Here is a 22,326-nt window from a genome sequence, read left to right as displayed (position 1 = left end):
GGACTACTCGGGGGTTTCGTCCAGCGCGTGGGCCACCAGGCCCAGCAGGGTCTCGATGACCGAGATCCGCCGTCGCGCATCCATGATCATGACAGGGATGTGCGCGGGTATGGTCAGCGCCTCCCGTACGTCCTCCGGCTGGAACCGCTCGCTGCCGTCGAAGTGGTTCACCGCGACGACGTACGGCAGTCCGCAGCTCTCGAAGTAGTCCAGCGCCGGGAAGCAGTCCTTCAGGCGGCGGGTGTCGGCCAGCACCACGGCACCGATCGCGCCGCGCACCAGGTCGTCCCACATGAACCAGAACCGCTGCTGGCCCGGCGTGCCGAACAGGTAGAGCACCAGGTCGTCGTCGAGCGTGATGCGGCCGAAGTCCATCGCCACGGTGGTGGTGAGCTTCTCCGGCGTCGCCGTCAGGTCGTCGGTCTCCTGGCTGGCCTCGGTCATCAGCGCCTCGGTCTGCAGGGGCGTGATCTCCGAGACGGCGGTGACCAGGGTGGTCTTGCCGACACCGAAGCCGCCTGCCACCACGATCTTCGTGGCGATGGGGGCCCGGCTGCGGTCCGTCTGCCAGGACTTCAGGTCACCCTCGGGCTCGGTGTGTCCGACGGCGAGGGGGTTGCCTCCGGCGGAGGCGACGGCGTCAGAGACGACGGAGTCCACTCAGCACCCTTTCCAGCAGAGCGCGGTCCGGACGGCCGGTGCCATGACCGGTTCCGGTGCCGTACACACGGATCTTTCCCTGGTCCGCGAGGTCGCTCAGGAGCACGCGGACCACACCGAGCGGCATCTGCAGCAGCGCGGCGATCTCGGCCACCGTGCGCATACGGCGGCACAGTTCGACGATGGCCCGCATCTCCGGCATGATCCGGGTGGTGAGCGGGCTGTTCGTCAGTTCCTTGCGCTCCTCGCCGGCCTCCAGCGCGGCCACGAACGTCTCCACGAGGAGGACGTGGCCGAAGCGGGTGCGGCCGCCGGTGAGCGAGTAGGGGCGCACGCGGGCGGCCTTGCGGTCGCCGCCGCGGACGGGGAGCTTCGCGGTACCGCTCATCGCTCGCCCCCGGTCGGCCGGGTCTCGAGCGACTGCCTCAGTTCCGAGCGCAGTTCCGGGGTGAGGACGTGGCCGGCACGGCCCACGAACAGGGCCATGTGGTAGGCCACGACGCTCATGTCGCACTCGGCGGAACCGTGCACACCGAGCAGCGAACCGTCGCTGATCGACATCACGAACAGGCTGCCTTCCTCCATCGCGACCATCGTGTGTTTGACCGCGCCGGAGTCCATCAGCTTCGCGGCGCCGACGGTGAGGCTGCCGATGCCGGAGACGATGGTGGCGAGGTCGGCGGCGGAGCCGCGAGGTCCGCCGCGCTGGGCTCCGCGGGCCTGGCGGGCCTCCTCCGTGTGCCCCGGGTCGGAAGAGAGCAGGAGCAGACCGTCGGAGGAGACCACGGCGACGGACTGGATGCCGGGTACTTCTTCGACCAGGTTGGTCAGCAGCCAGTGCAGGTTGCGGGCTTCACTGCTCAGTCCGTAGGTACTGGGCGCGGTCAACTGCTTGCCTCCTCGGCTGTGCCCCCCGTGGTTTCTTCGGCGTGTGCATAGCCGGCGGGCCGCTGGTGGCCGGCCGTCTGTTCGGAGATCTCCGCCTCCACGTCGCGGTAGCCGGCCTGCGCGCCCTGGCGGAAGCCGCCGAGCCTGCGGCGCAGGGCCTCGGCGTCGACGCTGGTGCTGCGCTGGCGCGGCGGGGCGGAGGGTGTGGTGATCTTGGGTGTGCGCTTGGGGAGGCCCTTGCTGGTGACCGGGTCCTCCGGGGCCGCCTCGGCCGCGCCCTGGGCGGGGTCGCCGTTCCGCGTGGCACCGCCCGTGCGGCTCTCGTCGCCGGGTGCGGCCGGCCGCTGTGCGGCGGGTGCGCCGGGGGCGGCCGCCGGCCCGGGCGGCATGGTCCGCGCGGGCTCCTGCGACAGTTCGGGGAGCAGCAGCTCCATCGTCGTCTCGGCGGCCGTCTCCGCCGGGGCCTTCGGGGGGCTGCTCCGGTGCGCGGTGCCCGGTTCGCCCTGTTCGTGGAGCGCGTGCTCCGCCGGGCCGCCGAAGGCGTCCAGGCCGTCCTGCGCCGGACCGCCGGCGGCGCGCTCGTGACGCTCCTCGAACCGACCGCGCGGGGCGTCGTCGTGACGCGCCGCGCCCCGACCGGCCACGGCGCCGCCGTCATGCTCCGCGGCCCGGCCTCCCGCGGCGTCTTCCCGGCTCTGCGCGGTCGGGCCGCTGACGGCGTCCTCGTGGCTCTCCGCGGTCGGGCCGGCCGCCGCGCCGTCACGGCTCCCGGCGATCCCGCCGTTGGGGGCGTCGTCCCGGCTCGCCCCGGCCGGGCCGCCGGAGGCGTCGCGTACCGCCCTTTCCGCGAGGGCGACCAGGACGTCGCCCTCCATGTCGCGGCCGCGCAGGACGTTGGAGTTGGCCTCGGCGTCGGCGCCTGGGAGGGAGAAGGTGCCCGTGCCGCCGGGGACGGTGGTCCGGGGCGGGAGCGCGGCCGGCGGGGCCTCGGCGAACAGGGTGGGGGGCAGCACCACGACCGCGGCGATCCCGCCCTGCTTCTGCTCGCGCAGCTGGACCCGCACGCCGTACCGGTGGGCGAGCCGGGCGACGACGTAGAGGCCCAGCCCGAGGCCGTCCTCGCCCTCCTGGTCGTAGGGGGATGCCGGGTCGAACTCGGCGAGGCGGGAGTTGAGGCGGTTGAGGCGCTCCCCGGCCATGCCGATGCCCTCGTCCTGGACGGAGAGCATGACCTCGCCGGACTCCAGGAGCCAGCCGGAGACCTCGACGGGCACGTCCGGCGGGGAGAACGAGGTGGCGTTCTCCATGAGTTCGGCCAGGAGGTGGGAGAGGTCGTCGGCGGCGAAGCCCGCGACGTGGGCGTGCGGGGGCAGGGCGGCGATGCGGACGCGTTCGTACCGTTCGATCTCGCTGACCGCGGCGCGGACGACGTCGACCAGGGGCACCGGGCCGTGGTGCTGCTGGACGTGCTCGGTACCGGCGAGGACCAGCAGGTTCTCGCTGTGCCGGCGCATGACGGTGGCGAAGTGGTCCAGCTTGAAGAGCGTGGCGAGACGGTCGGGGTCCTGCTCGCGCTCCTCCAGGCCCTCGATGACCCCGAGCTGGCGCTCGACCAGGCCCAGGGTGCGCAGGGCCAGGTTGACGAAGGTGGAGCCGATGCTGGTGCGCAGCATCTCCAGCTGGGCGGCGGACTCGGCGAGTTCGGCGCGCAGTTCCTCGCGGGCGTCGGCCATCTTCTGCCGCTGGCCGACCAGGTGCTTGCGGTCGGTCTCCAGGGTGCCCACGCGCTCGTACAGGGCCAGCGCGTGCGCGTGCAGCGCGTTGACCGAGCGGACCACCTGGGCGAACTCGTCGTTGCGGCCGGTGAAGGCGATGGGTTCCTGGGCCGCGGGGTCCTCGGCCTCCGCGAGCCGCGCCGAACCGCGGCGCAGCACCGACAGCGGGCGGGTGAGGGTGCGGGCCATGCCGGTCGCGATGCCGATCGTCAGCAGCAGCAGGGCGCCCAGGGCGGCGAGGTGGATCTCCAGGGCGGTGACGTCGTCGTCGCGGAGCTTTTCGAGGTCCTTGGTGCGGTGGTCGTACAGCGCGGACTCCGCGCCCCGCATCAGGTCGACGCGGGCGGACAGGGCGGCGTCCAGCTTCTTGGTGCTGGTGGCCAGCTCGTCGTCGGCCAGGGTCGGCTGGTCGGTGAGTTTGGCGAGGTACTTCTCGGCGGAGTTGACCTCGGGGCCGGTGACCGTGGAGCCGTAGGAGGCGACGGCCGCCTCGGGGGCGCTCTCGCGGAAGTCGGCGAGGGCCGAGTCGGCGCGCAGCCGGGCCTGCTGGGCCGCGGCGGTCAGGGCGTCGCGCTGCTTTTTGTCCGCCTCGGTCGAGGTGGCGGTCGTGGTGGGCAGGCCGGTGGTGGGGCTGATCACCGTCTGGGTCCTCGACGGGACGTTCAGCGCGGCCAGCAGCAGGCCGCGGGCGGCGGCGGACTGCTGGACGGCGGCGTCCAGCTCGACGAGCGCGTGGGCGCCGGAGCCGGCCCGCGGGGGCATCTGCTCGGCCAGTTGCGCGGCGATGCGGTGCAGGTCGGTGATGGTGCGCGAGTAGGCCTGGTGGGCCTGGAGGGCGGTGCTCTTGCCGGTGAGCGCGGCCCGGCGGACGGCGGCGATGCCGTCGAGGTCGGCACGCAGGCTCGCGGGGGTGTCGCTGTTCGCGCGCAGGTCCTCGACCTGCCGGTCCACGCGGGCGCTGCGGTCCTCCGAGGGCGCCTTGGCCTTGGCGCGGCCGGCCGCGATGTAGGAGGTGACCTCGTCGCGCTCGTCGGCGAGCGCGTGGGCGAGGGAGAGCGCGTCCTGGGTGCGGGTGGCCAGCGTCACCAGTCCCTGGGAGTCGCCGACGTCCTGGGAGGCCGTGAGTACGGCGGGCGCCCCGGCCGCCGCGACGGCGGCGGCCACCACGGCGACGGCGACGATCAGCCGAGTGCGCACATGGGTGGGACGGCCGGTGCCCACGGAAGTCTGCTGGGCGGTCCCTGCGGGGGCCGTCTGCCTGCCTGTGCGCCGAGGCCGCTTTTTCTGCACCGGTGCTCGCATTCCTGAACTCGTGTACCCAAGGGCCCGGGTGGCGCCCCGTCATTTCGGAGCCAAGTGGTCCATGCACCCGCTTCGTACGGTTCCCGACCCTCCCAGCGCCGGTGGGCAGTGGTCGCGCATCACCTGACCCGCCACCCGAAGGAGTGAACATCGGAGGGGAGTTGGCGGGCAAGTTCCACCGGCGCATGCGGCGGCCTTGCGCGGCGGGCCGGTTGGACGCGCGGCGGCCAGCTTTGGCAGTATTCGCCACCACGCCTTCCCGGAGCATCTCAATCCCTCTCAAACCAGGCGCCTGACCTGCGAGGTCGTGCTGATTCCACGGTGCTTGCCACCCTTTGGCGAAGGGTGTGAAGGCCTGGTGCAGACTGGCCGGATGCGAACTGATCTCGTCTCGGAACCCGGCACCGCCGCCCGCCCCAACGAGGACTTCGCGAGCGTCGGACTACCCGCCTCCGGACAGGGAGGTTGCGTGGTCGTCCTGGACGGGGTCACCCCGCCGGGCGGGGCGACGGGCTGTCTCCACTCCGTTCCCTGGTTCACCGCGCGACTGGGCGGGGCGCTGACCGAACTGACCGTTTCCGGGCGAGATCTGACGCTGCCGGAGGTGCTCGCGCGGGCGATCCGCCGGACCGCCGAGGCCCACGCCGGCACCTGTGACCTTTCTCACCCGCGCACCCCGCAGGCGACCGTGGTCCTGACCCGCTGGTCCGCCGACACGGTGGAGTACCTGGTGCTGTCCGATTCGGCCTTGCTGCTGCAGGGGCCCGACGGCGCGGTCACCGCGGTGCTGGACGACCGGCTCGACCGGCTGCCCCCGTCCGCGCTGGCCGACGGCGCTCTGGTGGACGCCACGCTGCGCAACAGGGAGGGCGGCTTCTTCACCGCCGCCGCCGACCCCCTGGTGGCGGCCCGCGCGGTCACCGGCACCCTGCCCCGACGCGAGGTCCGCGCGCTGGCCGCGCTGACGGACGGGGCGACCCGCTGGACGGAGAAGTTCCACCAGGGCGACTGGACGGCCCTCTTCGACGTGATCGTCAAGGCCGGCGCCCGCTCGGTGGTCGAGCGGGTACGGGAGCTCGAGGCGGCCGACCGGGAGGACCGGGCGTTCCTGGGGCGCAGCAAGACGCACGACGACGCGACGGTGGCGTACGTGGAGCTGTGAGCGGCGTTCGCGGAGCTTGCGGGGCCTCGCGGCCCCAGGCCGGACGGGGTGGCCCCGGTAGCGGGACTACCGCTCCATGACGCCGTTCAACTCGTGCAGCAGCCGGGCGAGTTCCGAGACCTCGTGGCGGTCCCAGTGGGCGAGCTGGCTGACGTAGCGAGCGCGGCGGGCCTCGCGGACCTTGCCGACCCGGCCGCGCCCCACGTCGGTGAGGGTGACGAGCCAGGCCCGGCCGTCGGCGGGGTCGGGCTGGCGGGCGATCAGCCCCAGGTCCTCCAGGGCGCGCAGCTGGCGGGACATGGTGGCCTTGCCGACGCCGATGTAGGCGGCGAGTTCGGTGGCCCGCTGGCCGCCCAGCTCGTCCAGCCGGATGAGCAGTCCGTACGCCGAGGACTCCAGGTCCGGATGGACCTCGCGGGCCATCTCGCCCTGGTTGGCCCGGGCGCGCCGGAGCAGCACGGTCAGCTCGCGCTCCAGCGCCAGGAACTCCTGGTCTGCACCACTGGGCGTCACCTGGCCGGTGACGCGATGCGCGTCGCCGTTCGCGTCCTCGTGCACGTCACTACCTCTGATCGGTTTCGCGGTCCTGAAAGTTTCCGTCATTCACCCTCATCGCCCCAGCTCCGTCAGTATTTCGCAGGCGTAGACCAACGGCGGACTCCGGACCCTCTTCCCACCCCGTATCTACGTGCGTAGCTTCTTCAGCAGGCAAGCAATGGCATGCACACGCCAGTGGTGCGGTCCCCCACGCACCGGCCACCGCCATGGTTCCCCCACCCCTCTCCCCCGGAGGCACGTCATGCCCGTGCACAGACCCGGCCCCGTCCGCCCGCGCCCCCTCGCCGCCCTCCTCACCACGCTGCTCGCGGCGCTGACCCTCTCGCTGCCCCTGACCGTCGCCCAGGCCGCGACCGCGCCCGCCCGCGGCTCCGCCCACATGGGCATCGGCGTCCTCGCGCACGACGGCCGCAGCGGCACGCCCAGCTCGGCCGACGTCACCCAGACGGAGGGCGTGGACGTCTCCGCGTACCAGGGCAACGTCGCCTGGTCGACCCTGTGGAACAGCGGGGTGCGCTGGGCGTACACGAAGGCCACCGAAGGCACGTACTACACGAACCCGTACTTCGCCCAGCAGTACAACGGCTCCTACAACGTGGGCATGATCCGCGGCGCCTACCACTTCGCGACCCCGGACACCACCAGCGGCGCCACCCAGGCCAACTACTTCGTCGACCACGGCGGCGGCTGGTCCCGGGACGGCCGGACCCTGCCCGGCGTCCTCGACATCGAGTGGAACCCCTACGGCGCCGCCTGCTACGGCAAGACCGCGAGCCAGATGACCAGCTGGATCGCCGACTTCGTCAACACCTACCGGGCCCGCACCGGCAGGTACCCGGTGATCTACACCGCCACCAGCTGGTGGTCCCAGTGCACCGGGAACTACGGCGGCTTCGCCGCTGACGACCCGCTGTGGATCGCCCGGTACGCCGCCGACCCGGGCACGCTGCCGGCCGGCTGGGCGTACTACACGATGTGGCAGTACACCTCCTCCGGCCCGACCGTCGGCGACCACGACGTGTTCAACGGAGCCCTGGACCGGGTGCAGGCCCTGGCCAACGGCTGACGTCGGACGACCCCGTGGCCCCTGCCGCACCCGGCAGGGGCCACGGCCGGGAAGAGCCCGGCCACCGACCCACCTGCGACACCGATGCCGACCAGCCGACGCCGCACCGACCGCGCGACACCGGCACCGTGCGCCTCGCACCGGCACCGCCCGCGTGGCACCGGCACCGTGCGCCGCACACCAGCCCCGACCGCCCGACACCGGTGCCGGCCACGCGGCCTGACCGCACCCGGAAAGGCCGCACCCGTCCCCCTCTTTCGTCGCCGGATTCTGCGTTGGTGCTCCGCGCCGCCCGGGATCTTGCCGGTCAGGGACAGCCTGCCGAGTCAGAGGGCGAGATGAGCGGCTGGGATCCCTGGGCGCGGCACGGGGCGCAATGCGTGGGCACGGCCCCGGCGCCGGCGCCGGGGCGGCGCATGGCGAAGGCCCGGGTCTCCCTCTCGGGAGGCCCGGGCCCTCACTCATCCGGCGGCGTCCGTCACGCCGCCACCGGAACCTCCGGCGTCGCGCCGTTCACGGCGGGCGCGAGCGCCAGCTCCAGGACCTGACGGACGTCGGTCACGGCGTGGACGTCGAGCTTGTCCAGCACCTCGGCCGGGACGTCGTCCAGGTCCGGCTCGTTGCGCTTGGGGATGATCACGGTGGTCACCCCGGCGCGGTGGGCGGCGAGCAGCTTCTGCTTCACGCCGCCGATGGGCAGCACCCGGCCGGTCAGCGAGACCTCGCCGGTCATGGCCACGTCCGTGCGGACCAGGCGGCCGGAGAGCAGGGACGCGAGAGCCGCCGTCATCGTGATGCCGGCGCTCGGACCGTCCTTGGGGACCGCGCCCGCCGGGAAGTGGATGTGCACGCCCCGGTCCTTCAGGTCGCCCACGGGCAGCTCCAGCTCGGCGCCGTGGCTGCGCAGGAAGCTCAGCGCGATCTGCGCCGACTCCTTCATCACGTCACCCAGCTGACCGGTCAGGGTCAGGCCCGCCGCGCCGGTCTCCGGGTCGGCGAGGGACGCCTCGACGAAGAGCACGTCGCCACCGGCGCCGGTGACCGCGAGGCCGGTCGCCACACCGGGCACGGCCGTCCGGCGCTCGGCCGGGTCCTGGGCGGACTCGGGCACGTGGTGCGGGCGCCCGATCAGGCCACGCAGGTCCTCGTCCCGGACGGTGAACGGCAGCGTCCGCTCGCCGAGTTCGTGCTGCGCGGCGATCTTGCGCAGCAGTCGTGCGACGGACCGCTCCAGGGTGCGCACACCCGCCTCGCGCGTGTACTCGCCGGCGAGCTTGCGCAGCGCCCTCTCGTCGATCGTGACCTCGTCCGCGGCCAGTCCGGACCGCTCCAGCTGACGCGGGAGCAGGTGGTCCCGGGCGATGACGACCTTCTCGTCCTCGGTGTAGCCGTCCAGGCGGACGATCTCCATACGGTCGGCGAGCGCCTCCGGGATGGCCTCCAGGACGTTGGCGGTGGCGAGGAAGACGACGTCCGACAGGTCGAGTTCGACCTCCAGGTAGTGGTCCCGGAAGGTGTGGTTCTGCGCCGGGTCGAGGACCTCCAGCAGGGCCGCGGCCGGGTCGCCCCGGAAGTCGGAGCCCACCTTGTCGATCTCGTCGAGGAGCACGACCGGGTTCATGGACCCGGCCTCCTTGATCGCGCGCACGATGCGGCCGGGCAGGGCACCGACGTACGTACGGCGGTGGCCGCGGATCTCGGCCTCGTCGCGGACGCCGCCGAGCGCGACCCGGACGAACTTGCGGCCCATGGCGTGGGCGACGGACTCGCCGAGCGAGGTCTTGCCGACACCGGGCGGGCCGACGAGCGCCAGCACGGCCCCGCCGCGCCGCCCGCCGATGACGCCCAGGCCCCGGTCGCCGCGCCGCTTGCGCACCGCCAGGTACTCGACGATGCGCTCCTTCACGTCCTGCAGGCCCGCGTGCTCGGCGTCCAGGACGGCCTTGGCGCCCTGGATGTCGTAGGCGGAGGCGCCGTCATCGGTTCGCTCGTTCCACGGCAGCTCCAGGACGGTGTCCAGCCAGGTGCGGATCCACGAGCCCTCGGGCGACTGGTCGGAGGCGCGCTCCAGCTTGTCGACCTCCTTCAGGGCGGCCTCGCGGACCTTCTCGGGCAGGTCGGCGGCCTCCACCCGGGCCCGGTAGTCGTCGGACTCCTCGCCCTCCTGCTCGCCGTTCAGTTCGCGCAGTTCCTTGCGGACCGCCTCGAGCTGGCGGCGCAGCAGGAACTCCCGCTGCTGCTTGTCGACGCCCTCCTGGACGTCCTTGGCGATGGTCTCGGCCACGTCCTGCTCGGCGAGGTGGTCGCGCAGCTGCTGGGTGGCGAGCCTGAGCCCACCGGGTCGGCGGTCTCGAGGAGTGCGACCTTCTGCTCGGTGGTGAGGAACGGCGAGTAGCCGGAGTTGTCGGCGAGGGCGGAGACGTCCTCGATGGCCTGGACGCGGTCGACGACCTGCCAGGCGCCGCGCTTCTTCAGCCAGGCGGTGGCGAGGGCCTTGTACTCCTTGAGGAGTTCCGCGGCCTGGCCCGGCAGCGGGTCGGGCACGCTCTCCTCGACCCGGGCACCCTCGACCCAGAGCGCGGCACCGGGGCCGGTGGTGCCGGCGCCGATGCGCACCCGGCTCCGGCCGCGGATCAGGGCACCCGGATCGCCGTCGGCCAGCCGGCCGACCTGCTCGACCGTGCCCAGCACACCGGTCTTCGCGTAGGTCCCGTCGATGCGCGGGACCAGCAGCACCCTGGGCTTCCCGGGCTCCGACCGGGCGGCGGCCTGCGCGGCCTCCACCGCGGCCCGCACCTCGGCGTCGCTCAGGTCCAGCGGAACCACCATCCCGGGCAGCACGACCTCGTCGTCGAGCGGCAGCACGGGCAGGACGAGCGTGAACGCCGTGGACTCAGCAGCCATGATCTCCCCTTAGGCAGTCAACTTGAGCTATGTCGGCTCAATGCACGGGGAGTCGCCGATGTTCCTGAATCGGTGTTCGCTGTGGGCGATCAGTGGAAGGCGTCGGCGTCCGCCCAGGTCACGGGGGTGCCGTCGGAACCGGTGACCTCTGGGACGTGCCGTCGGCACCGGTGATCCCTAGGACGTGCCGTCGGAACCGGTGATCCCTAGGACGTGCCGTCGGAACCGGTGATCCCTACGACGGGAAGCGAGAGGTCACCGGCAAGCAGGAGGTCACCGGGAAGCGGGAGCTCACCGGGACGACGGGGCGATCGCCGCGGCGGTGCGCCGCCGGGGCCGGACCAGCGGCCAGCAGGCGACGCCGGTCGCGAGGGCGATGAGGTGGCCCCAGTTGGTCATGGGGTCCGCGAAGGCGATCAGGTCGTCCACGAGCGCGCCGCCCACCAGCACGAGCAGGGGCCAGCGCAGCCACGGCCGGAGCAGACCGGCCAGCGCGCCGACGCTGGCCGCGACGCCGAAGCTGATGCCGTAGTCGAGGCGGTGCAGCGAGGTCGGCGGAAGGTGCCCGAACAGCACCGCCAGGCCCACCGGGACCTCGGTGGCGAGCGTGGCCACCACGTGCCCGGCGAGGAACGCGCCCATCGCGCGCACCCCGCCCGCCCGCCGTTCCAGGGCGGTGAGCACGACCACGAAGGCCAGCGCGTACGGCGAGAGGAGCCCGCCCGCGATCCACACCGCGCTCGCCAGCAGCACCGAGACGGGGGCGCGCAGCAGATGGGCCACGTCCGTGCTGGAGCCCTCGTGGAGGGAGTGCACGAGGGCGGGGCCGGCCAGCGTGGTGACGACGGAGGTGACGGCCAGGACGGCCACGTAGGCGAAGGTGAACGGGGTGCCCGCGGGCGTGGGCAGCAGGTGCCACCAGCGCGGGGCCCGGACGGCCGGGGGCGCTCCGACGGGTGCCGGGGCCGGCGCCGTCGCACCGCGCTGGCGCGGCATCCCGTCCAGCAGTCCGGCGACGCCGGGAGCCGGGAGGGCCGCTGCGCCGTCGACGCCGGGAAGGGGGAAGACGGTGGCGCCGTCGGCGCCGCGAAGCGGGAGAGCCGCGGCGCCGTCGGCACCGGGACATGCGAAGACGGTGGTGCCGTCGGCGCCCGGAGGCCGGAAGGCGGCGGTGCCGTCGGAAAGGGCGGTGCCCGGCGAGGGCCGGGACGCGGCCGTCTCGGGGCCCGTCGCGAACCGTTCCACGGTGAGGCGCTCCTTCCGTCGCGCCCCACCCTTGGCGTTCACAGGTCCGGTGTCTATGACCGACGCCACGCGCGAGCGGATTCACAGCAACCTCTCAGGCTCCGGCCGCGTCCGGACCCCGTCACCCCGGGCTCCGGGAGGCCGCCGGACCGGGCGGCCGGGCCCGTGCGGCCGGTCCGTCATCCGTAATTCCCGTGAACGCAGGGCCCCGTTCAAGCAGGATGGCCCCATGACTGCCGTGGACGACATGACTGCCGTGGACGATTCACCCGTGGTCCTGGACCGGCGCGACGGCCCGTACGGCGAAGTGGTGCTGCGCCGGCACGGCTCGCTGCTGCAGATCATCGCCAACGGCTGTTTCCTGATGGACACCTCCGACGGCCGCTCGGAGCGGCTCCTGGTCGACGCCGCGTACGCCGCCCTGGACGGGCGCCCGGCGCCGGACGTGCTGATCGGAGGGCTGGGGGTGGGCTTCTCACTCGCACACGCGGCCGCCGACGCCCGCTGGGGACGGATCGTCGTCGTGGAGCGGGAGCCCGCCGTCATCGACTGGCACCGCCGTGGCCCGTTGTCCGGGCTGTCCGCGGACGCCCTCGCCGATCCGCGCTGCGAGATCGTGGAGTCCGACCTGGTGACCTACGTCAATGAGACATCGGACACGTTCGACGCGTTGTGCCTCGACATCGACAACGGGCCGGGCTGGACCGTCACGGAGGGCAACGACGACCTCTACGGGACGGCCGGACTCACCGCGTGCGCAAGGATGTTGACACCCGGCGGGGTGATCGCGGTGTGGTCGGCGAGACCCTCTCCGGAATTTGAAGGAACCTTGCGGAATGCCGGGTTCCGACAGGTGCGTACCGAAGAGGTGCCGGTTGCCCGGGGCGTTCCGGACGCCGTGCACCTCGGCGTCCGACCTGGATAGCGACAGCGCGGTGAGTCCCCGTAATGTGCTGCACTGACGCGGATCATTCAAGCGTCAATCGCAGACATGGGATCACCCCACGGGTTCCGGAAAGCAACAACAGGGGCGGGCGATGGAGCAGACACACACCTCCCAGAGCGGCGCGACGACGACCCCGGGCGCACAGCGCCGGGTGCTGGTCGTCGAGGACGACCCCACGATCGTCGACGCCATCGCGGCCCGGCTGCGCGCCGAGGGATTTCTGGTGCAGACCGCGGCCGACGGTCCGGCCGCGGTCGACACGGCCGAGGCCTGGCAGCCCGACCTGCTGATCCTCGACATCATGCTGCCCGGCTTCGACGGGCTCGAGGTCTGCCGGCGGGTACAGGCGCAGCGGCCGGTGCCGGTGCTGATGCTCACCGCGCGGGACGACGAGACCGACATGCTGGTCGGGCTCGGGGTCGGTGCCGACGACTACATGACCAAGCCGTTCTCGATGCGGGAGCTGGCGGCACGCGTGCACGTGCTGCTGCGGCGGGTGGAACGGGCGGCCGTCGCCGCCTCCACGCCCCGCTCCGGCATCCTGCGCCTCGGTGAGCTGGAGATCGACCACGCGCAGCGCCGGGTGCGAGTGAAGTCCGAGGACGTCCACCTGACGCCCACCGAGTTCGACCTGCTGGTGTGCCTGGCGAACACCCCGCGCGCGGTGCTCTCCCGGGAGCAGCTGCTGGCCGAGGTGTGGGACTGGGCGGACGCCTCCGGGACCCGTACGGTCGACAGCCACATCAAGGCGCTGCGGCGGAAGATCGGCGCCGAGCGGATCCGCACGGTGCACGGTGTGGGCTACGCACTGGAGACGCCGACACCGTGAGCGCCGACGGGCGCCAGGCCGCACGGAGGAGCCCCGGGGACGAGCCCTGGGGCGGCGTACGCCCGTTCTCGATCAAGACCAAGCTGGGCGCGCTGGTCGTCATCGCGGTGCTGATCACGACGGGACTGTCGATCGTCGCGGTGCACACCAAGACGGAGCTGCGCTTCATCACGGTCTTCTCGATGATCGCCACCCTGCTGATCACGCAGTTCGTGGCGCACTCGCTCACCATGCCGCTGGACGAGATGAACACGGTCGCCCGGTCCATCTCCCAGGGCGACTACACGCGCCGCGTGCAGGACAACCGGCGGGACGAGCTCGGCGACCTCGCCGAGACGATCAACGTCATGGCCGACGAGCTGGAGGCCCAGGACCGCCAGCGCAAGGAGCTGGTGGCGAACGTCTCCCATGAGCTGCGCACGCCCATCGCCGGGCTGCGCGCGGTGCTGGAGAACATCGTCGACGGGGTCACCGAGGCCGACCCGGAGACCATGCGCACGGCCCTGAAGCAGACCGAGCGGCTCGGCCGGCTGGTGGAGACGCTGCTGGACCTGTCCCGGCTGGACAACGGCGTCGTCCCGCTGAAGATGCTGCGTTTCGAGGTGTGGCCGTATCTGTCGGGCGTACTGAAGGAGGCCAACATGGTCGCCTCCGCGCGCGCGGGCATCGCCTCCGGCTCGGGCAGCCACACCCGCACCGACGTGCATCTGCACCTCGACGTCTCCCCGCCGGAGCTGACCGCGCACGCCGACCCCGAGCGCATCCACCAGGTCGTCGCCAACCTGATCGACAACGCGGTCAAGCACAGCCCGCCGCACGGCCGGGTGACGCTGAAGGCGCGGCGCGGACCGCAGCCCGAGTCGCTGCAGCTGGAGGTGCAGGACGAGGGGCCCGGCATCCCCAGGTCGGAGTGGCACCGCGTGTTCGAGCGGTTCAACCGCGGCTCGGTGACCCGGCCGCACGGACCGGGCAGCGACGGCGGCACCGGCCTCGGCCTCGCGATCGCCCGGTGGGCGGTGGATCTGCACGGCGGCCGGATCGGTGTGGCCGAATCCGAGCGGGGCTGCCGGATCATCGTCACCCTTCCGGGAGCGTCCCCAGCTTCAAGTTGACGTAAAGTTCGAACCGGAAGCACAAGATCCACGACGATCGCCGCCGTTCCCGTGCAGCTGGACACGTGTGATCGGGAACAGGCCCGCGCCACCCGTCGAACGAAGACGCGCAGGGCCGGTGCCGGTGCACCCTCCCATATGCGGAACCACGCTTGTTTCCCGCCAGATCAAGCCCTGAAACAAGATTTCCGATGTGACTTACGCGACGATGAACGGACCCGACCTGACCTTCGCGGTCTTGGAGGCGTAGCCTTGATTCCCGCTGTCCATCACCTTGTGAAGCGGAAGAGGGCGGTTGCCGCCGTGTCGCCACAGTCCCCCAGTAACCCGAGCGTCTCCACCGAGGACCAAGCCACCGGGAAGAACCCCGCTGCGGCGTTCGGTCCGAACGAGTGGCTCGTCGACGAGATCTATCAGCAGTACCTCCAGGACCCGAATTCGGTAGACCGCGCCTGGTGGGACTTCTTCGCCGATTACAAGCCGGGTGCTCCTGCCACCCCGGCTCCGGCGGGACCTGCGGCCGCGGGGGCCGCAGAGCCCACCACCCCGGCCCCGCAGGCTCCGCAGCCCCAGGCCGCGCCCGCGCCGGCCCCCGCTGCTCCGAAGCCCGCCGCCGCTCCCGCTCCGGCCCCCGCTCCCGCGGCCAAGGCCGCCCCCGCCCCGGCCAAGCCGGCGACGCCCGCACAGGCGCCGGCTCAGCCGAAGGCGAAGGCGGCCCCCGCCACCGAGGCGCCCGACGGTCCGGAGTACGTGACGCTGCGCGGCCCCTCCGCCGCCGTCGCGAAGAACATGAACGCCTCGCTGGAACTGCCGACCGCCACCTCGGTGCGCGCGGTCCCGGTGAAGCTGCTGTTCGACAACCGCATCGTCATCAACAACCACCTCAAGCGCGCCCGCGGCGGGAAGATCTCCTTCACGCACCTCATCGGGTACGCGATGGTGCAGGCCATCAAGGCCATGCCGGCGATGAACCACGCGTTCGGCGAGAAGGACGGCAAGCCGACCCTCGTCAAGCCGCCGCACGTCAACCTCGGTCTGGCCATCGACCTGGTCAAGCCGAACGGCGACCGCCAGCTCGTCGTGGCCGCCATCAAGAAGGCCGAGACGCTGAACTTCTTCGAGTTCTGGCAGGCCTACGAGGACATCGTCCGCCGCGCCCGCGAGGGCAAGCTGACGATGGACGACTTCACCGGCGTCACGGTCTCCCTGACCAACCCCGGCGGGCTCGGCACCGTCCACTCCGTGCCGCGTCTGATGCCCGGCCAGTCCGTGATCTTGGGCGTCGGCTCCATGGACTACCCGGCGGAGTTCCAGGGCACCAGCCAGGACACCCTGAACAAGCTCGGCATCTCGAAGGTCATGACGCTCACGTCGACCTACGACCACCGGGTGATCCAGGGCGCCGCCTCCGGCGAGTTCCTGCGCCAGGTCGCGAACCTGCTGCTGGGCGAGAACGGCTTCTACGACGACATCTTCGAGGCGCTGCGCATCCCCTACGAGCCGGTCCGCTGGCTCAAGGACATCGACGCCAGCCACGACGACGACGTCACCAAGGCCGCCCGCGTCTTCGAGCTGATCCACTCCTACCGGGTCCGCGGCCACGTCATGGCCGACACCGACCCGCTGGAGTACCGCCAGCGCAAGCACCCCGACCTGGACATCGTCGAGCACGGCCTCACCCTGTGGGACCTGGAGCGCGAGTTCGCCGTCGGCGGCTTCGCCGGCAAGTCGATGATGAAGCTGCGCGACATCCTCGGCGTGCTGCGCGACTCGTACTGCCGCACCACCGGCATCGAGTTCATGCACATCCAGGACCCCAAGCAGCGCAAGTGGATCCAGGACCGCGTGGAGCGCCAGCACTCCAAGCCGGAGCGCGAGGAGCAGCTGCGGATCCTGCGCCGGCTGAACGCGGCGGAGGCCTTCGAGACCTTCCTGCAGACGAAGTACGTCGGCCAGAAGCGGTTCTCGCTGGAGGGCGGCGAGTCCGTCATCCCGCTGCTCGACGCGGTGATCGACTCCGCGGCGGAGTCCCGCCTGGACGAGGTCGTCATCGGCATGGCCCACCGTGGCCGCCTGAACGTACTGGCGAACATCGTCGGCAAGTCGTACGCGCAGATCTTCCGCGAGTTCGAGGGCAACCTCGACCCGAAGTCGATGCACGGCTCCGGCGACGTGAAGTACCACCTGGGCGCCGAGGGCACCTTCACCGGCCTGGACGGCGAGCAGATCAAGGTCTCCCTGGTCGCGAACCCCTCCCACCTGGAGGCGGTCGACCCGATCCTGGAGGGCGTCGCCCGCGCCAAGCAGGACATCATCAACAAGGGCGGCACGGACTTCACCGTCCTGCCGGTCGCGATCCACGGCGACGCGGCCTTCGCGGGCCAGGGCGTGGTGGCCGAGACCCTGAACATGTCGCAGCTGCGCGGCTACCGCACCGGCGGCACGGTCCACATCGTCATCAACAACCAGGTCGGCTTCACCGCGGCCCCCGAGTCCTCGCGTTCCTCCATGTACGCGACGGACGTGGCCCGCATGATCGAGGCCCCGATCTTCCACGTGAACGGCGACGACCCCGAGGCCGTCGTGCGCGTGGCGCGGCTCGCCTTCGAGTTCCGCCAGGCGTTCAACAAGGACGTGGTGATCGACCTCATCTGCTACCGCCGCCGCGGTCACAACGAGTCGGACAACCCGGCCTTCACCCAACCGCTGATGTACGACCTGATCGACAAGAAGCGCTCGGTGCGCAAGCTCTACACCGAGTCCCTCATCGGTCGCGGCGACATCACCCTGGAAGAGGCCGAGCAGGCCCTGCAGGACTACCAGGGCCAGCTGGAGAAGGTCTTCACCGAGGTCCGCGAGGCCACCTCGCAGCCGGCCCCCGGCGACACCCAGGTGCCGCAGGACGGCTTCCCGGTGTCGGTGCCGACCGCCATCTCCGCGGAGACCGTCAAGCGGATCGCCGAGTCCCAGGTCAACGTCCCCGACCACATGACCGTCCACCCGCGCCTGCTGCCGCAGCTGCAGCGCCGCGCGGCGATGGTCGAGGACGGCACGATCGACTGGGGCATGGGCGAGACCCTCGCCATCGGCTCCCTGCTGCTCGACGGCACCCCGGTCCGGCTGGCGGGCCAGGACTCCCAGCGCGGCACCTTCGGCCAGCGCCACGCGGTGCTGATCGACCGGGAGACCGGCGAGGAGTACACCCCGCTGCAGTACCTCTCGGACGACCAGGCCCGCCTGAACGTCTACAACTCCCTGCTCTCCGAGTACGCGGCGATGGGCTTCGAGTACGGCTACTCGCTGGCCCGGCCCGACGCGCTGGTGATGTGGGAGGCCCAGTTCGGCGACTTCGTCAACGGCGCCCAGACGGTGGTGGACGAGTTCATCTCCTCGGCCGAGCAGAAGTGGGGCCAGACCTCCGGCGTCACGCTGCTGCTGCCGCACGGCTACGAGGGCCAGGGCCCGGACCACTCGTCCGCGCGTCCCGAGCGGTTCCTGCAGCTCTGCGCCCAGAACAACATGACGGTCGCGATGCCGACGCTCCCGTCGAACTACTTCCACCTCCTGCGGTGGCAGGTGCACAACCCGCACCACAAGCCGCTGGTCGTCTTCACCCCGAAGTCGATGCTGCGCCTCAAGGCCGCGGCCTCGAAGGCGGAGGAGTTCACCACGGGCGAGTTCCGTCCGGTCATCGGCGACAGCACGGCCGACCCGGCCGCCGTCCGCAAGGTCGTCTTCTGCGCCGGCAAGGTGTACTACGACCTGGCGGCCGAGCGGACCAAGCGCGGCGCCACGGACACGGCGATCATCCGCATCGAGCGCCTGTACCCGCTGCCGGGTGCCGAGCTCCAGGCGGAGGTCAACAAGTACCCGAACGCCGAGAAGTACCTGTGGGCGCAGGAGGAGCCGGCGAACCAGGGTGCCTGGCCGTTCATCGCGCTCAACCTGATCGACCACCTCGACCTGGCGGTCGGCGCGGACATCCCGGCGGGCGAGCGGCTGCGGCGCATCTCGCGCCCGCACGGCTCGTCCCCGGCGGTGGGTTCGGCCAAGCGCCACCAGGCCGAGCAGGAGCAGCTGGTGCGTGAGGTGTTCGAGGCGTAAGGCCTCCGGCCCCTCATCGAAGGGCCCGGTCCCGAGTCCCAGGACTCGGGGCCGGGCCCTTTTCCCGTACGGCCCCCGAAACACTCCGGCCCGCTCCTCCGTCCGCTTGCACCGTCGCTCGTGGGGCCCGACGACCGCCCGGCCGCGGTGTAGGGCCGCCGTCCGACTGCGGGGCCATCGCTGCCCGGCCGCCGAGCCCGGTCGCAGGAGCCAGTGGATCGGGTCGGCCGCTGCCCGGCCGCCGAGCCCGGTCGCAGGACCCGGTGGCTTGGCCCGGCCGCTGCCCGGCCGCCGAGGACGGTCGCAGGACCCAGTGGATTGGCCCGGCCCCTGCCCGGCCGCCGAGCCCGGTCGCTGTCCGGCCCGCCGTCCCGCCTTGCCGGGCCGCCTTGCCGGGCCGGTCGCCGGCCGGGGTCGGCTGGGCCCGGCCGGCGACCGGCCGGGTGAGGGCCGTCGGCGTCTCCGCATACCCTGGAGCCGTACATCCCCCGGCCCCCCCGGGCCGATTCACAGGAGAGCATCCGTGTACTTCACCGACCGAGGAATTGAAGAACTGGAGAAGCGGCGCGGTGAGGAGGAGATCACCTTCGAGTGGCTCGCCGAGCAGCTGCGGACGTTCGTCGACCTGAACCCGGACTTCGAGGTCCCGGTGGAACGCCTGGCGACCTGGCTGGCCCGGCTGGACGACGAGGACGACGACGAGTAGTCCGCCCGCGGGCCAGGGGACCGCCATCCCGCCGCGGCTCCCTGGCCCCGTGCCCGAGCCGGCCCGTACACCGGTTGCCGCTTCCCCTGCGTCGGCCCCATGACCGCGTACGCCGGCACACGCCCGACGCCATCCGCCACGCCCCTCGCCACTCCGCACGCCCGGCGCCTTCGGCCTGCTCCGGCCGCCCCGCACACCCGATGTCGGCGCGCCCCGGCCGCCCCGCACACCCGATGTCGGCGCGCCCCGGCCGCCCCGCACACCCGATGTCGGCGCGCTACGCCGCGCACCCGGCGCCGTCGGCCGGCCCCTCGCCCTCCGTGCAATCACGACGCCCCCCGTCCGACCCCGCCGTGCCCGGCTCAGCCCTGCCCCGCCCCGTCCGCACGTGCCTGCCGACGCGGTTCGCCGGCGGTCGGATCGGCACGGCGGCAAGGTGTCGGGCGGTCACGCGAAAGGGTGTCTTGACTTCGCGAGGGCACGATATATCGTGTTTCTCGGAGAACGCGATATGGCGCGTCCCGGTCGAGTCCTGCCCAGGAGGTCACATGTCCGAGTGGTCCGTCGCCGAAGCCCAGAAGCTGACCTTCGACACCACCGTGAGCGACCTGCACGTCCGCATCGTCAACGGCACGGTGAACGTGGTGGGCACGGACGAAGGTTCCGCCCGTCTGGAGGTCTCCGAGATCGAGGGCCCACCCCTGCTGGTCACGCACGAGCGCGGCACCCTCACGGTGGCCTACGACGACCTGCCCTGGAAGGGCTTCCTGAAGTGGCTCGACCGCAAGGGCTGGCGGCGCAGCGCCGTCGTCTCCCTCGCGGTCCCCGCCGGCACGCGCGTCGAGGTGGGCGTGGTCGGTGCCGGCGCGGTCGTCTCCGGCATCCGCGGCCCGGCGGTGATCAAGGGCGTGACCGGTGACACCACGCTGGTCGGTGTCTCCGGCCCGGTCCGCGCGGACACCGTCTCGGGGAACCTGGAGGCACAGGCGGTCACCGGCGACCTGCGGTTCCACTCCGTCTCCGGGGACCTGACCGTGGTCGACGGCTCCGGGCCCTCCGTCCGCGCCGACTCCGTCAGCGGCTCCATGATCGTCGACCTGGACCCGGACGGCCCCACGGACGTCGGCCTCACGAGCGTCTCCGGCGAGATCGCCATCCGCCTGCCGCATCCGGCGGACGCCGAGGTGGAGGCGAACACGGCGAGCGGCACGATCTCCAACGCCTTCGAGGGGCTGCGGGTGCGCGGCCAGTGGGGCGCCCACAAGATCACCGGCCGTCTCGGCGCGGGCACCGGCAGGCTCCGGGCGACCACGGTGTCAGGTTCGATCGCCCTGCTGCGCCGCCCGTCACGCGAGGACGAGGACCTCGCCCCCTGGGAGGCCGAGCCGCCACGGGACCCGGGCACCGACCCGGCACCCGGGTCGGTCGATGACGCACCGGCCACGCCGGGGGACAATTCCGTCCCCGGCCCGGCCACCGACGCCACGGACACCCCGGCCGACGGCACGAACGACAAGAAGGTGCTCTGACATGCCCCCCGTCTTCGCCCACGGACGCCTCCGCCTCTACCTGCTCAAGCTGCTCGACGAGGCCCCGCGCCACGGCTACGAGGTGATCAGGCTTCTGGAGGAGCGCTTCCAGGGGCTCTACGCCCCCTCGGCGGGCACCGTCTACCCCCGTCTGGCCAAGCTGGAGGCCGAGGGCCTGGTCCGGCACACCACCGAGGGCGGCCGCAAGGTGTACTCCATCACGGACGCGGGCCGCGCCGAACTGGCCGATCGAAGCGGCGAGTTGGCCGACCTGGAGCTGGAGATCCGCGAGTCGGTCGCGGAACTGGCCGCCGAGATCAAGGCCGATGTGCGCGGAGCGGCGGGTGACCTGCGCCGCGAGATGCGGGCGGCCGCCTCCGAGGCGCGCCGGGGCGCCAAGGCGCCGGGCGGCGCGGCGGGCCCCTTCGGGGATTGCGGCGATCTCGGTGACAAGGAGGCCTGGCGCGCCGCCAAGGAAGAGATGCGCCGGGTCAGGCAGGAGTGGAAGGAGCAGGCCCGCCGCGCCAAGGACGAGAGCCGCCGGGCCCGCGAGGAGGCCCAGCAGGCCCGCCACCAGGCCCAGGAGGCCCAGGCTCGGGCACGGGCACAGGCGCAGGAGGAGATGCAGCGGATCGCCCGGCACGTCCAGGACCGCGTGCAGGACCACTTCGCCCGCGGTGACTGGCCGACCGGCGTCCGCGAGGGCCTGACGGAACTGGCCAAGGAGTTCGGTGATTTCGGGAAGGGCTTCGGCAAGGAGTCCGCCCGGGAGCGGCCCTTCGGCCGTACCCAGGCGGCCCCGGCCGGTTCCGCGCCCGCGGCCGAACCGCACTACTCCACCGCGGAGGACTTCCCGGCCGGGTACGAACCCGCCTGGGCCCATGAGGACTTCACCGGCGACCCGGCCCGCGACCTGGACCGTCTGCTGGACCGCTTCCGCGACGACATCCGCGACGCGGCCCGCGACCATGGCGTCACCGATGCCCAGCTCCGTCAGACCCGCCGTCACCTGTCGACGGCGGCGGCCCACATCGCGGCCCTGCTCCACCACCCGACCGACTGACCCGCGCCACCCCACCGGCTGACCCGATGCCACCCGACCGACTGACCCGCGCCACTCGACCGGCGCGGCCGTGCATCAGGAGCCGGGCGGCGGAACAGCCAGGACCCTCAGCCCACCCCCACCCCCACCCTGCCGCCGCCGCCAGAGCCGAACGGCAGGGGCAGGGGCAGGCAGCGAGGTCTCTGAACCCTCCCCACCGCCGGCAGCGACTGAACGGCAGGAGCCGTGCGGCGGAGTGGGCAGGGCCCTCGATCCAGCCCCCGCCGGCAGACGCCGAACAGCAGAAGCCCGGGCGGCGAGATGGTCCGGGCCCTCAGCCCACCCCCACCCCCGGCAGACGCCGGACGGGCAGCGGCAGGGGCCGGGCAGCGAGGTGTCTGGGCCCTCCCCACCGCCGGCAGCGACTGAACGGCAGGAGCCGTGCGGCGGAGTGGGCAGGGCCCTCGATCCAGCCCCCGCCGGCAGACGCCGAACAGC

Annotated in this window: 15 protein-coding genes and 1 pseudogene; 9 read left to right on the top strand and 7 right to left on the bottom strand. The window is 72.4% G+C overall.

The features are described 5' to 3' along the window. Positions 1-3: 3 nt before the first annotated feature. The 4 genes from ABVB68_RS12965 to ABVB68_RS12950 are packed head-to-tail and all read right to left on the bottom strand — an operon-like array spanning position 4 to position 4,625. The gene (locus ABVB68_RS12965; RefSeq protein WP_353601105.1) at positions 4-660 is read right to left on the bottom strand and encodes a GTP-binding protein; all 657 of its coding nucleotides are present in this window, start codon (positions 658-660) and stop codon (positions 4-6) included. Further along, positions 641-1,048 (bottom strand): DUF742 domain-containing protein, encoded by a 408-nt coding sequence (locus ABVB68_RS12960; protein WP_353601104.1) that lies wholly within the window; start codon positions 1,046-1,048, stop codon positions 641-643. The genes ABVB68_RS12965 and ABVB68_RS12960 overlap by 20 nt, the downstream gene beginning before the upstream one ends. Further along, entirely contained in the window at positions 1,045-1,548 is a 504-nt protein-coding gene (locus ABVB68_RS12955) for a roadblock/LC7 domain-containing protein (protein ID WP_353601103.1), read from the bottom strand. Before ABVB68_RS12955 ends, ABVB68_RS12960 begins: the two co-directional genes overlap by 4 nt. Further along, positions 1,545-4,625 (bottom strand): sensor histidine kinase, encoded by a 3,081-nt coding sequence (locus tag ABVB68_RS12950; RefSeq protein ID WP_503006096.1) that lies wholly within the window; start codon positions 4,623-4,625, stop codon positions 1,545-1,547. Before ABVB68_RS12950 ends, ABVB68_RS12955 begins: the two co-directional genes overlap by 4 nt. A gap of 373 nt (positions 4,626-4,998) precedes the next feature. Between ABVB68_RS12950 and ABVB68_RS12945 the strand changes: the two genes are divergently transcribed. Then, positions 4,999-5,787 (top strand): protein phosphatase 2C domain-containing protein, encoded by a 789-nt coding sequence (locus ABVB68_RS12945; RefSeq protein ID WP_353601101.1) that lies wholly within the window; start codon positions 4,999-5,001, stop codon positions 5,785-5,787. A 66-nt stretch (positions 5,788-5,853) separates the two neighbouring features. On the opposite strand, the gene ABVB68_RS12940 is transcribed toward ABVB68_RS12945, so the two are convergent. Next, positions 5,854-6,345 carry a MarR family winged helix-turn-helix transcriptional regulator gene (locus ABVB68_RS12940; protein ID WP_353601100.1) on the bottom strand — a complete coding sequence of 164 codons (492 nt, stop codon included), beginning with the start codon at positions 6,343-6,345 and terminating at the stop codon, positions 5,854-5,856. 241 nt (positions 6,346-6,586) lie between these two features. Between ABVB68_RS12940 and ABVB68_RS12935 the strand changes: the two genes are divergently transcribed. Next, positions 6,587-7,411, top strand: coding sequence for a lysozyme (locus ABVB68_RS12935; RefSeq protein WP_353601099.1), 825 nt, complete (start codon positions 6,587-6,589; stop codon positions 7,409-7,411). Positions 7,412-7,889: 478 nt separating this feature from the next. On the opposite strand, the pseudogene lon reads toward ABVB68_RS12935, so the two are convergent. Together lon and ABVB68_RS12925 are read right to left on the bottom strand one after the other, a co-directional pair. Beyond that, positions 7,890-10,315, bottom strand: a pseudogene (gene lon / locus ABVB68_RS12930) (endopeptidase La). A 291-nt stretch (positions 10,316-10,606) separates the two neighbouring features. After that, on the bottom strand, positions 10,607-11,560 hold the full coding sequence (locus ABVB68_RS12925; protein WP_503006095.1) for a rhomboid-like protein: 954 nt from the start codon (positions 11,558-11,560) through the stop codon (positions 10,607-10,609). A gap of 247 nt (positions 11,561-11,807) precedes the next feature. Between ABVB68_RS12925 and ABVB68_RS12920 the strand changes: the two genes are divergently transcribed. The 7 genes from ABVB68_RS12920 (at position 11,808) to ABVB68_RS12890 (ending at position 21,849) form a co-directional block, all read left to right on the top strand. Further along, positions 11,808-12,485, top strand: coding sequence for a spermine/spermidine synthase domain-containing protein (locus tag ABVB68_RS12920; protein ID WP_353601239.1), 678 nt, complete (start codon positions 11,808-11,810; stop codon positions 12,483-12,485). A gap of 112 nt (positions 12,486-12,597) precedes the next feature. Beyond that, a complete protein-coding gene (locus tag ABVB68_RS12915) occupies positions 12,598-13,335 on the top strand; it encodes a response regulator transcription factor (protein WP_353601098.1) in 738 nt (245 codons plus the stop codon). Then, positions 13,332-14,447 (top strand): HAMP domain-containing sensor histidine kinase, encoded by a 1,116-nt coding sequence (locus ABVB68_RS12910; protein ID WP_353601097.1) that lies wholly within the window; start codon positions 13,332-13,334, stop codon positions 14,445-14,447. Before ABVB68_RS12915 ends, ABVB68_RS12910 begins: the two co-directional genes overlap by 4 nt. A 303-nt stretch (positions 14,448-14,750) precedes the next feature. Beyond that, complete coding sequence (locus ABVB68_RS12905; protein ID WP_353601096.1) at positions 14,751-18,551, top strand: multifunctional oxoglutarate decarboxylase/oxoglutarate dehydrogenase thiamine pyrophosphate-binding subunit/dihydrolipoyllysine-residue succinyltransferase subunit; 3,801 nt, start codon at positions 14,751-14,753, stop codon at positions 18,549-18,551. A gap of 523 nt (positions 18,552-19,074) precedes the next feature. After that, positions 19,075-19,257: a DUF6104 family protein gene (locus ABVB68_RS12900; RefSeq protein ID WP_128381182.1), complete on the top strand. Its 183-nt coding sequence runs from the start codon at positions 19,075-19,077 to the stop codon at positions 19,255-19,257. A 548-nt stretch (positions 19,258-19,805) separates the two neighbouring features. Then, positions 19,806-20,786 (top strand): DUF4097 family beta strand repeat-containing protein, encoded by a 981-nt coding sequence (locus ABVB68_RS12895; protein ID WP_353601095.1) that lies wholly within the window; start codon positions 19,806-19,808, stop codon positions 20,784-20,786. Between the two features lies 1 nt (position 20,787). After that, positions 20,788-21,849 (top strand): PadR family transcriptional regulator, encoded by a 1,062-nt coding sequence (locus ABVB68_RS12890; RefSeq protein ID WP_353601094.1) that lies wholly within the window; start codon positions 20,788-20,790, stop codon positions 21,847-21,849. Positions 21,850-22,326: the final 477 nt, after the last annotated feature.

This window comes from Streptomyces sp. NPDC096012, from assembly GCF_040426375.1.
Classification (GTDB): Bacteria; Actinomycetota; Actinomycetes; order Streptomycetales; family Streptomycetaceae; genus Streptomyces.
This window is presented reverse-complemented; position numbering and strand designations above follow the sequence as displayed.